Here is an 11846-nt window from a genome sequence, read left to right as displayed (position 1 = left end):
TCTTGAAATGTCAAATAGAATAGTTATTTTTTGACAGGATTGCGTTTAAAACACTTTGCGTTGGAGGTAATATGAACTAAACATGAAGCAGAATCAAATAATCACAAAAGAAGAGTTTATTGGCTTTTACGAGCCAATACTTAAAGGTTATAGCGAAAGCTTTAAAAATGAAATCGTTTCTAAAGATGTTCTGCTTAGAATCTTTTTTGAGAAAAGCGAAAGACAAACAATTATTGACCTTCAAAAAGCTATAAAAAAGCAAACTGACAAGTTTGTAAAATCGTTAATATACAGACTTCTAGGAACTCGTGAAATAATTTCATGTAGAGACAATAATTTGTATCTTGACACAAAAGCAGTTTGGCGACTAATCTCAGAATCAATTAGAATAATTCCCTCAAACTATATTATATCATCTATTGGTTCACAGGGCTTTTTATCTATTCCAATATACAAGAAGGAAGAGACATTAGAAACCTTTGACTTTTTACGCTTGCACATTTGGGATGATTCACTCGATGATTATATGGACTTGCAAAAAGTGGAAGACTTTTCGATCCATTCTCATACTTTTTTCGCAAAGAGTTGGGTAGTAACAGGGAAAATAGTCAATGACAGATTTGAGTATATTAAGAATTCCAAAAATGCAAATCACTCATTCTTTAAAGTTATCTATAATGATTCTCTGAATGAAGTTAACCAACACACCTCCAAAGCTGTGAATAAGAATATTAATGCAGAACTTATAAAAGTCAGCGAAGAAGTGCATCATGAAATGGCGGTTTATGAAATTAAGCCAAGTAAGCTTCATAAATCAGGTCATAAAAATTCACCGAAATGCTCAGCCACATTTTTTTCATTCACAGGAAAAGATGGTTTAGGAGAATCTTTTGTTATCGGACCAAAGCAAATCACCGAATCCGAAGTAAATAGAAAAATGAATATCTCTCCAATATACCTATTGGATAAAATCGACAGTCAATTATGAGTAAGAAGGAACTTATGCTATTAGATTGGATGAGAAAGGTTCATCAGCTTGAATATGCGCATTGTTTCCAATCTATATCTTTCAGTCACACAGAGCGTAGGGCAGGTATTTGGGCTTTTATTCTATCTACTGTTGTTGCTTTTACTTATCGATTTCCTTTCATCGAACAACCTTGGGTCAAAGAATATCTTTTGCCTTTAATTCTGTTTGCTGTAGCTATTTTAACAGGTTATCAATCGTTTATTAGACCAGGTGAAAAGGCAGAGAAACACAGAGAATTAGGGATTGAGTATGAGAGAATTCGGCATGAAATAGAAATGATTTTGACAACACAAATTAATAACCCAGAACTTGACGACAAGATTAATTCAGTTAAATCAAGGTGGGATTCTTTAAAAACGATGTATGTTAGAGAAAGTCATTACAATGAAGCGAAAAAGAAGGTCAAATCTTTTAATAAATATCCAAAAGAACTTAATTTTCTACCTGACAATGAATGAAAACTACCGCCAACATTGTATAAGCATATTGCGGTCTGGACTGCTAAAATTGAGCATTTTTGCTATTGAGAAACTTTACGGTGGGCGGACAGTGAATCGCTCTGAAATCTAGCACTACACTTATACTTGACCACTATCGGTAATTTGAACAACCAAGATGTATAGATATAATAGTCGTACGAGAATATTTAGTTCGGGAAGAATCTCAGATAAATTTGAATCTGCTTTAGATAGCATCAAAAGAACTGTTGAAAGCGAGACAGAGGATTATATTTTGAATGTGAACGAAACTGAATATGTTAACCACATAACTGAACAATATTTAATGAAAGTTCCTGAAATTATGTTCGAGGACGTTTATGCGGACAGTTACGAAGAGGATATTCCAGCGGAGTACTTTCCTATGTCTTTTTATGTATATGAAGGTAAAAAGTACAAGAAGGAAATAATTCAGTTTATAATACCAGTCGAAGGAGATGCCGATTTGTTATCAAGTTGTCCGGCTTCCTCAATATCTCTTGGTGGTGGAGGAAATTTTCACATTAAAGGGAATACAATCGTTGCCGAGTTTATCAACTTCAATAATGACCCACAAAAAATAAAGCAAGATTTTGACAATGAGGTAAGTGGGGTTCATCGGAATTATCAAACTCTTAGAAACGACATAATAAATTTTAATAATTCACTTGCTTCAAATACAAAATCGCTTCTAAGTCAAAGGAAACAAAAGCTCTTTGCTAAAAATGATTTATTGTCATCTTTGGGTGTTCCCCTAAAAAAGAAATCCAATACTTCAGAGACATTTTCCGTTCCACAGCCGAGATTTAGAGAAAAGCTCTCAATAAAACCATCTGTATTAGAAAAAGGGTTTAAACCTGAACCAACACTTGATGACAACAACTATCGACATATTCTAAAATTAATTAATGATATCGGTAAAAACTTTGAAAGGATGCCGAGTGTGTACAAGGGCAAAGAAGAGGAAGATTTGAGAGACCATATTCTAATGACTCTTGATCCAAATTTCGAATTTGGAAGTGCGAGCGGAGAGACTTTCAATAAATCAGGTAAAACGGACATTCAATTAAGGTATGACAGTTCAGTTATTTTCATTGCTGAATGTAAATTTTGGAGTGGGGAAAAAGGGTATCTGAAGACAATTTCCCAACTATTGAATTACTTGACATGGAGAGATACTAAAGCGTCAGTTGTTATGTTTGTTCGACAAAAAGACTTTTCCTCTATTCTTGAGAAAGTTGAGAGATCCACCAAAGAGCATGAAAATTACTTGGGATTTGTAGATAAAACAGATGAGAATTGGTATAACTATCGATTTCATATAAACGGAGATAAGAACCGAGAATTAAAACTAGCAATTCAATTATATCATTTACCAAAATAAGAAACTTCTGCTAAAAATAGGAATAAAACATAAGGGGGCGGTGTTTACCGCAAGTTTCGGTACTTTACAAGCTTGGTTTCAGGCGTATTGTTAGAAGCTTCGAAATGCCCTACTTTTCATACCCGAGGTCGTTAAGGTAATCTATCCCCCCCCCCCCTTTGCAAATCCCCTAATTCCTTAATATCTTCCCATCACCATTTTTAAAGTAACTTTTGCCTATGGCTTTCAACGAGGATTCTAGAGTTAAAATACCGGCTGTGTTGCACCTGGTGAGGTTGGGGTATACTTACCTTTCGCTGAAGGGGCGGCAATGGGACCCGGAGACGAATATCTTTACCGACATTCTTTTTGAAAGGATCCATGGGCTCAATCCGGTGCTTTCGGATGGGGATGTGGAACGTATTTGCGCGGAACTGTCGCTTTCGCTGGAATATGAGGATCTGGGGAGGGCTTTTTACCAGGTTAGTTATGGAGAGCGGTTGTAATTCCAATTAAGATGGCACAACTTTTTGAAATCAATACCTGGAACGAACAACCTTGGTGGAATACAGGGGGCACCAGAGATAAGAAAATATATCAAAATCCAGAGGATGGGGAGCTTTATTATTTTAAGCAGTCTTACAAAAAGGGTAAGATGGATTACAAATACGAGTTCTGGTCCGAGATAATTGCTTATGAAGTTGGAGCATTATGTGGCTTTGATATTTTGCCTTATCATATAGCTATTAGAAATGACATCGTTGGTTGTATCTCAAAATCAATGATAAGTATATCAGGAGAAGAATTAATTGAAGGGGGAAAATACCTTCAGGTTGTTGACTCTGCATTTCGACCTGAAGATACAAAAACTAGGCACTTATATGGCTTTCATTTAATTGCTGAATCATTAACCGTATTGAAGCTAGAAAAATACATTTCAAATATAATAGAAGTAATCGTATTTGATGCTTTAATAGGCAATAGAGACCGTCATCAGGAAAATTGGGCAATCATCACTAAACATTCCGCCTTTTCTCAATCTATCGCTGAAGTTTCAGACTCTGTAGAAAATGAAAGTTTAGATGGGTTTCCTGATTTTGTTAAAAAAATCATCAAATTCCTGTATACGAATAAAGAAGGAAGACTCAAGAAAGAAATTGTTCAGGCACGATTAATGATCCCCAAAGAAAATCGGTTTGCTCCGATATATGATAGTGGATGTTGCTTTGGTCGGGAACTCAATGATGAAAGAGTGGCTTTATTATTAAAGGATAAGCAAGCATTTAATAGCTATGTACGAAAGAGTAAAGCAGAAATTCATTGGGAAGGCGAAAAGCTGAATCATTTTTTTCTTATTGAAAAAATTGCTGCTATAGATCAATATCAAGAATACGTCAGGTGGCCTTTAAAGCGGATAGTAGAAAAGTTCGACCCAGACAAAATCCGGAAAATAGTATTTGCTGTAGATGATGAACTCCAAAAAGTTGCTCCGGACAAGAAATTACCAAGTGAAAGAAAAGAGTTGATTACGAAATTGCTAATTTCGCGTTTTCAACATCTAAATGAGATTTACAAAAGCTTATTATGAAAGAAATTGGGCTTATTTATTTAACCTGGAGAGAAGGTCAGGGGAAAAGAAGACATCGGGTTGGCGTTTTGAAAAGAAGCGCTACCAATGGGGTTCTTTTCAAATACTTGTCTGAAGGGGTTAAGCAAGCCCAGGAGGATGGTTTTTCACCTTACACTGAATTTCCGGATTTAGAAAAGGAATATAAATCCGGGGTATTGGAAATTTTTGGTCAAAGGATTATGAAACAAGAAAGGTCAGATATTCAAGACCTTTTTGATTTTTGGGAAATTGACCCCAAGTTTAAAGGGGATAAATACTACATGCTCGCCCATACCCAAGGTTTGAACCCTACCGATAATTTTGAATTCTTGGCGGAATACAATCCTGTGAAGGAGCTTAGGTTTTTGACAGACCTTGCTGGATTGAGTCAGTTTAAACTCAAGCCAGGAATATTACGTCCCGGAGATTTATTGACCTATGAAAAAGAGCCGGACAATCCCTATGACCGGTTTGCAGTTAAGGTATTGAAAGGAGATACACCAATTGGATATATCAAGATGGTCCACTCCAAGGTCTTCCATAAATCAAAAAGACCATTGATACTCCAAGTGAAAGCAGTAGAGGAAAACAGTACGATTAAGAAGGTGTTTTTGAAAGTGCAGGCTTAAACTGGGTAGTTTAGAAGGTTATTCGCCCTGCGGTCTGGTTTAGGGGTTTAGAAATCGCAAAGCGGGGAGTTGAACTTTTTCTCAGGACAGCCGATTTTTCACTTCACTTCCTACTTCTCACCTAAATCTCTCTGTGCTTCTTCTAATCTTTGCTTTGGTATAGTAACCGATACCCTCGAGTCGGAGACCCACATCTCAGGGGTGCGAAGTCTGAAGACATTTGCACAACGGGTGATCACAGCTCCGTTAGGAGCGGCCGATATAATAACCGCCGGTGGCAACCGGCGGTCAGCAACACCTGCCTGCTTATAAGTCCCAGCGGGACGCACCATATTAATCTCTCATTGAGGGTTGGAAGATCCAGAAGTAACTTTTTTTAATCTTATAATCCGTTAACCAATAGGCCTAGAATCTCAAAGCATTTATCGGGAAAAACTTAAACCGCCCCTTTACATTTTACATAAATATGTCTATATTATAAACATTGTAATGTTTAGATAATAAATAATGCTTGATATTCCCTTATTAAAAAGAGATCTTAAGGATAAAGCGGAAAGGATATCCGCAAAAATGGACCTACTCATTTCCCAGAATCCTGATCCGTTCCCCTTTGAGCGGTTGGAGAAGTGTCTAAAACGGAGGTCACTGGGCCATAGTTTACGCTGATACTGGGCCAGCCATTCCGGGAATCAACGGGCCAAAAATCAGGCGTTGTTTCCGGAGGTCATTGGGCCATTTAATTACGGCAACCCATTCGAATTCCGGAGGTCATTGGGCCACTTTCCATGATAATTATTAGCCTTGTAGTTTTTAAAAACAATCTACATGGCAGGACAAAGAATAAACATCATGGAATTAAGAAGTTTGATAGCATTTAAGCAAAAAGGCTTGAGCAACCGAAAGGTGGCCGCCCTTTTGGGTGTCAACCGGAAAACCGTAGACGAGTACATCAAGCGGTTCAAGGAACTCGGCTTGGGGTACGGGGAGCTCCTGACTCTTGAGGGAAAGGATCTTGAGGAACTTTTCACCCAAAACAGCCAGACGGAAAAGGAACGGTACGAACAGCTTTCCGGACAGTTCCCACACTTCCAGAAAGAGATGAAAAAGCCCGGGTGCACCCTGCAGGCACTTTGGAAGGCATATATTGCAAAACATCCGGAAGGCTATAAATACAGCCAGTTTACCTGGCATTACCGGCAATGGAGCAAACGCCACCATGTTAGCGGAAAGCTGACCCACAGGGCCGGAGAAAAGCTTTTTGTGGACTTTTGCGGCAAGAAACTCTTTTATGTGGACAGGCATACCGGCGAACAGATCGATGTTGAGGTTTTTTTGGGGATCATGCCCTGTAGCCAATATACCTACGTCAAGGCCGTGGCCAGCCAGAACCGTGAAGATTTTATCAGCTGCCTAGTCCATTGCCTCGGATGGATAGGAGGCGTCCCCTATGCGGTGGTGCCGGACAACCTTAAGTCTGCCGTAAGCAAAAGTTCAAAATATGCCCCCATACTCAACAAGACTTTTGCCGATTTTGGACAACATTATGGCTGTGCACTTGACCCCACACGCCCTTACAGCCCACAGGACAAGGCCCTTGTCGAGCGGACGGTAACCATTGTCTATCAACGGATATACTACCCCCTGAGCAACCACACCTTTTTCAGCCTGGCCGAGCTCAACGATGCCATTGCCGACAAATTGGTGGAGTTCAACGATTATCTGTTGAGCCACGGACAGGGCAGCAGGAGGAGCCAGTTCATCGATATTGAAAAAGAGTTCCTTCAGCCCCTGCCAAGTGGTATTTATAGTATCAGGAACTATAAAAAAGCCACAGTCCAGAAAACCTCCCACGTCTTCATGGGAGAGGACAAGAACTATTACAGCTGTCCCCACCGCTATATCGGGCTGGCCGTGGAAGTACAGTACAATCAGGACATAGTGGAGATCTTCCACAGGCAGGAAAGGATAGCCTTCCACAAAAGGAGCTTCAAAGCAGGTCACTACATCACAGTGGGCGACCATATGCCCAGCAGCCACCAATACTTCAATGAATGGAGCCCCGAATTTTTTCACCGGAGAGCCCAAAAGGTCGGTCCCCACACCCAAGAGTACATCGGCAGGCTGATCGGGCAGTATGACTATCCCGAAATTGGCTACAAGCAGGCCCAGGGGATCCTTGCCTTTTTGAAAAGCTACGAACCGGAGCGCCTGGAAAGGGCCTGTAAAAGGGCTCTGGGATTCGAAAAAGCCTCTTACCATACCCTTGAAAGGGTGTTGCAGAACAAAATGGATATGGAGGAGATCCCCTTTCCGGAGGACCGAGTGACACCTGAACACAAAAACATCAGGGGGCTTTTCAGTTGAGCGGCTTCAACCCATCTACATTAAAAACCAATCCATATAAACTATGAACGAATACAACACAATCGAAAAATTGAAACAGATGCGCATGGGGGCCATGGCCGAACTTTACCACAAACGGCTCACCGAAAACCTTTACAAAGAATTTTCTGCCGATGAGCTGTTGACCTTGTTGGTCGACAGCGAATGGGAACAAAGGCAAAACAGGACGATTGACAACCTAATCCGCCAGGCCGGTTTCAAGCAGGCTTCCGCCGCCACTGACATCGATTACCATGCCTCACGTAATCTCGACAGGTCGGTGTTTGAAAGGCTGCTAGGGCTTGGCTTCATCCGCAACAGGGAAAACATCATACTTACCGGTGCCACAGGTTGCGGAAAAAGTCACCTAGCCCAGTGCCTCGGCGTAAAGGCATGCCAGTTCAGGTACAAAACACTTTATTACAATACCTCGAGATTTTTTGACACGGTCCGGCTTGCAAAGCTGGAGGGCACCTACCATAACCTACTTAAAAAGCTGGAAAAAACCGCGGTATTGATCCTGGATGATTTTGGACTGGCACCCATGGACACCCAAGCCAGGCATGCCCTGATGGACGTTATGGAGGACAGGTATGGGAAAAGCTCTACCATCATAGCCTCACAGATCCCGGTGGCCCAGTGGCATGCTACCATCGGAGATGACAGCATTGCAGATGCCGTTCTTGACAGGCTGGTATACTCCTCCCACAGGATAGAACTGGAAGGGGAATCTATGAGAAGTAGAAAGAAGTTGGACAATTAAAATATAATCCCATAATTGCACATGGAAAGTGGCCCAGTTATTCCCGTAATCACTGGCCCGGCATGCTCCGTAATCACTGGCCCATCATCGCCGTAATAGACAGAGAAGGCGCGAGTTCTGCTTAAATTGATTGAGGAAGCGCAAAGTGCCATTAGTAGTGACAATCTGTTTCGGGCGGGGTACTTGGTGAAAATGATGGAGGAGGAGGGCTTGATATTTAAGCTTCCTTTGGCGTAGTTTTAATTAATGAAATCTAAAAGGATATGCACCTTAAGAACGTTCAATATTGTCTAATGGCTTTACATTTAAGCTATAAATCACTCAATGAGATTTCATCAATCCTATCGCATGATAAGAAGTTTAAAACATCCATTGCTGAGTCGCCCACATTCAGGTTTTATAATTACTCACTTCATTATATGCTCGTAATGGAAATTTGCAAATTGATGGAGCCTAATAATTCCAAGGGTCCAGCTAAATACCGAGACAACCATTATGCGAGTTTAAAACGCTTAATTGGAGAGGTTGAACTTAGTGTACCCCCTAGCTTTAAGGCGATTAGTGAAAATCTTACAAATCGAATTGAATTATTAAAATGTGGCCTGTTTAGTAAAATACTCCACTTAAGAGATAAAAAATTGGCCTATAGTGATATGGACCAGTATGGAGGCCCTTTATCCTTTAAGGGTTTCGATATTGATGAAATTGAAGAATGCAGGGAACTCCTGGACGAGCTTCAGGATATTTTAAAAGAATGTATATCTCATTTTGATTATGACATTGTTATTCATAGTAATACCCAAACTCAAAATTTATTGAAATATGTTGATGAGTATAAGGCATTTGCTAAAGATAATAAATGGGATTTTTTTAAATGGCAATCAAAAAAATAAGCCCCTGATCCCTTGGAGGCCTATGGGTACTCGTTGGACTGGATGGGTCTCAAACAATTTTTTAAATTTCTTTCTAAGGATAAGTTAGGGAATTGATCAATTAAGACCAATAGATATTCACCTCTCATTTTTCATTTTTCTCATTTCTAAATTCAAGGGGATCAGTCCTACCGTCATTGTCGGGAACGGAATGGAAGCGTATGAAGCAATTCAACGAACGTCGGATCAATGAATCCGGCTTTTTTGCGAGTGGTCTCCATCAGCTAGAGTTATCCACTCCTCAATCTCCGAACTCTCATTCTGGTCATATAGTAGGTTTCACCTTAATCTTGAAATGAGCTCAAATATACTAAAAGGGATTGTATACACCGTTTGTTGGGTCTATTGTTGCGATTTTGACCTTCAAACCTAAAGTTATTTCAAATATTTTTCTTGATAAATTTTTATTAATATAATTTTTAACCTTTTCTCTTTTTTATGCCTATATCTAAAATAATCTTTTATTGTAATGGAGTCTATCAAAAATATAAATAATATTATAACTATAAAAATTAAGTAGGAAGAGATACTTTCTATACCAAAAAGTTGATAATCCTGGATTAATCTTCCAATTATTACTCCAAGAAAAAGTAACAATAAATTGGTGAATAAGGTATACCTGAACTTCGGGATTTGCATATTGCAATGTTCTATAAGAAAAATTAGTTTTTCTTTATTTAAACGGTTGTTTTTTTTCAATTTTTCTTTGATTATTTTTTTTCTAATTCTGAAAATAGAAGATTCAGTATATTTTTCTTCCTGATAGGGATGTACTATTCTATTTTGAGATTTCCTCAATAGAATAGCTACAGTTATTGTGCCTACGGATAAAATAAAAAATGGTAATATATAATTGAAATAGAAAGCGATGAAAAACAATAGTAATGTTATTGTTATTGTAGTAAAAATTTTAAATTTTTCTGTTTTACTTAAGTTTCTATAAATTATATTTGACCATGAAATTTCTTTTTCTAAGTATTTTATTTGTTCTAATAGTGACATAATATATCGATTAAGTTGTCGAAATAAAATTTTTTATTTTACCATTTGGTATATTGTAAGGGTTTACTTTTAGGTGTGCAGAATAGGGTTTCTAGGTAATATTTATTTTTGGCAATTGTGTTCTTTATGATCTTTACGTAATGTGTTATGGCTGGCGAAAGTATCATAATCACAATTAAACGCTCTTCTGATAAATGTTTCGTAATCCATCTCTGCTACATAGCTGTTCATTTTTATTCATTTAACTTAGTAAAGTCAATTTAAGAGCGGAGAGGCTTTCCAGCCCCTTTTTTCTACTTCGGCCGTGATCTCTTATGATCCCTAACCGGCACCGTCTTAGGTCCTGGTTTTAGAGCATCGGGATTTTTTCTTGGGATAGGAGATGGTGTTGACCTCTTGTGTCGCTCTACGGGGACAGTCTTTTTGCTCATGATTTTATTGTTTTAGGTTGTGCTTAAAGATAAAAGGTTTATTTGTAGGTTGAAGGCTAGCGGAAAAAAAAGTGTGACTATTCGTGACACAATTCAGGGATTTGTTTTGGTATGGCGATAGAATACCCCGATCAGGGTATTTTTTTTGTTGTAATTATGAGTTAAGTTGTGGGGGAATCGGGAGAGATTTGAATTTTATATCTTCTTTTTCACTTATTTTGGGTTGGGAAACAGATTTAGACAATGGCGAGAGCAGATTTATTGGTGAAATTGGTGAAGGCGGGCAGTGCCGGTGATACGGCTTTGTTCAATAGGATTGCCGAATCCATTATTGCCGAAGAAAAGCATAAGCAGCACCATGTCCTGGCAGGTCAGCTGGAAAATGTGCTGCGGAAATCTCCCGCCAATTTTTCGTCCAACCACCGGAATACCGGCAATTTGCTTAATGAAAAGCTTGAGAATTTTTTGTTTAGGGTACATCCCCAGAAAAGCCTGGATGATGTAATCCTGACGGATGAAAACAGGAAGAGCATTGCCGACCTGGTAGGTGAGCAGCATGATGGGATTATTGGGAGCTATTTGGGAGAGACGGCCTCCAGGCTGAAGGCCATGTTTGATTTTATCCGTACCCAAGAATGCGTGTTGTTTTTTGACGAATTTGATGCCATCGGTAAAGAGCGTGGGGATACCCACGAAACCGGTGAAATCAAGAGAGTGGTGAGTTCACTTTTGCTGCAGATCGACCGATTGCCATCTTACGTGGTAACGGTGGCAGCTACCAATCACCCGGAGCTGCTGGATCGTGCAGTTTGGAGAAGGTTCCAAGTAAGATTGGAATTGGATAAGCCTAACCGGCAAATGATCATCGTTTGGTTAAAGAAATTTGAAAATCAGGTTAAATATTCATTGCAACATCCACACAACCTTTTAGCTCAGAAGCTGGAAGGACTGAGTTTTTCGGAGATCGAGGAGTTTATGCTAGATATTCAGAGAAAGTATATTCTTTCCCTGCCGGATATCAATGTAAAGAGGATTGTAGATGAGTGTTTGAACCAGCTCACTTTTAAATACGATCCAAATGACGACCAAGAAACCCCTTCTAATTTTTCCTAGATATTAGGCTAAAGGGTAGGACGGTAATTCCCTACTGCAAAAATACCCTGATCAAGGTATTTTTTTAATGAATGATAATCATTTTCTTAGCAACTCTTTTAAAAAATAATTTTTAC

Annotated in this window: 11 protein-coding genes; 10 read left to right on the top strand and 1 reads right to left on the bottom strand. The window is 39.1% G+C overall.

The genetic code is table 11. From position 1 onward, the window contains the following. Window positions 1-82 precede the first annotated feature (82 nt). The 9 genes from FPL27_RS11455 to FPL27_RS11415 all read left to right on the top strand — a co-directional run bounded on the left by FPL27_RS11455 (window position 83) and on the right by FPL27_RS11415 (window position 9145). The gene (locus FPL27_RS11455; protein WP_143961222.1) at window positions 83-988 is read left to right on the top strand and encodes a hypothetical protein; all 906 of its coding nucleotides are present in this window, start codon (window positions 83-85) and stop codon (window positions 986-988) included. After that, on the top strand, window positions 985-1488 hold the full coding sequence (locus tag FPL27_RS11450) for an SLATT domain-containing protein (RefSeq protein WP_143961221.1): 504 nt from the start codon (window positions 985-987) through the stop codon (window positions 1486-1488). Before FPL27_RS11455 ends, FPL27_RS11450 begins: the two co-directional genes overlap by 4 nt. A gap of 157 nt (window positions 1489-1645) precedes the next feature. Beyond that, window positions 1646-2890 carry a hypothetical protein gene (locus tag FPL27_RS11445; RefSeq protein ID WP_143961220.1) on the top strand — a complete coding sequence of 415 codons (1245 nt, stop codon included), beginning with the start codon at window positions 1646-1648 and terminating at the stop codon, window positions 2888-2890. 218 nt (window positions 2891-3108) lie between these two features. Then, a complete protein-coding gene (locus FPL27_RS11440; protein ID WP_143961219.1) occupies window positions 3109-3375 on the top strand; it encodes a hypothetical protein in 267 nt (88 codons plus the stop codon). A gap of 11 nt (window positions 3376-3386) precedes the next feature. Further along, a complete protein-coding gene (locus FPL27_RS11435; protein WP_143961218.1) occupies window positions 3387-4457 on the top strand; it encodes a HipA domain-containing protein in 1071 nt (356 codons plus the stop codon). Then, complete coding sequence (locus tag FPL27_RS11430) at window positions 4454-5107, top strand: HIRAN domain-containing protein (protein ID WP_143961217.1); 654 nt, start codon at window positions 4454-4456, stop codon at window positions 5105-5107. Before FPL27_RS11435 ends, FPL27_RS11430 begins: the two co-directional genes overlap by 4 nt. An 825-nt stretch (window positions 5108-5932) precedes the next feature. After that, entirely contained in the window at window positions 5933-7471 is a 1539-nt protein-coding gene (gene istA, locus FPL27_RS11425; RefSeq protein WP_143959261.1) for an IS21 family transposase, read from the top strand. Window positions 7472-7514: 43 nt separating this feature from the next. Next, entirely contained in the window at window positions 7515-8252 is a 738-nt protein-coding gene (gene istB, locus FPL27_RS11420) for an IS21-like element helper ATPase IstB (protein WP_143959262.1), read from the top strand. 263 nt (window positions 8253-8515) lie between these two features. Then, on the top strand, window positions 8516-9145 hold the full coding sequence (locus FPL27_RS11415; protein WP_317129442.1) for an AbiU2 domain-containing protein: 630 nt from the start codon (window positions 8516-8518) through the stop codon (window positions 9143-9145). A gap of 414 nt (window positions 9146-9559) precedes the next feature. On the opposite strand, the gene FPL27_RS11410 is transcribed toward FPL27_RS11415, so the two are convergent. Further along, on the bottom strand, window positions 9560-10186 hold the full coding sequence (locus tag FPL27_RS11410) for a hypothetical protein (RefSeq protein WP_143961215.1): 627 nt from the start codon (window positions 10184-10186) through the stop codon (window positions 9560-9562). 674 nt (window positions 10187-10860) lie between these two features. Here FPL27_RS11410 and FPL27_RS11405 point away from each other — a divergent pair. Next, the gene (locus FPL27_RS11405) at window positions 10861-11730 is read left to right on the top strand and encodes an AAA family ATPase (protein WP_143961214.1); all 870 of its coding nucleotides are present in this window, start codon (window positions 10861-10863) and stop codon (window positions 11728-11730) included. Window positions 11731-11846: the final 116 nt, after the last annotated feature.

Origin of the sequence: Litoribacter populi (assembly GCF_007483685.1) — a bacterium.
GTDB lineage: Bacteria > Bacteroidota > Bacteroidia > Cytophagales > Cyclobacteriaceae > Litoribacter > Litoribacter populi.
This window is presented reverse-complemented; position numbering and strand designations above follow the sequence as displayed.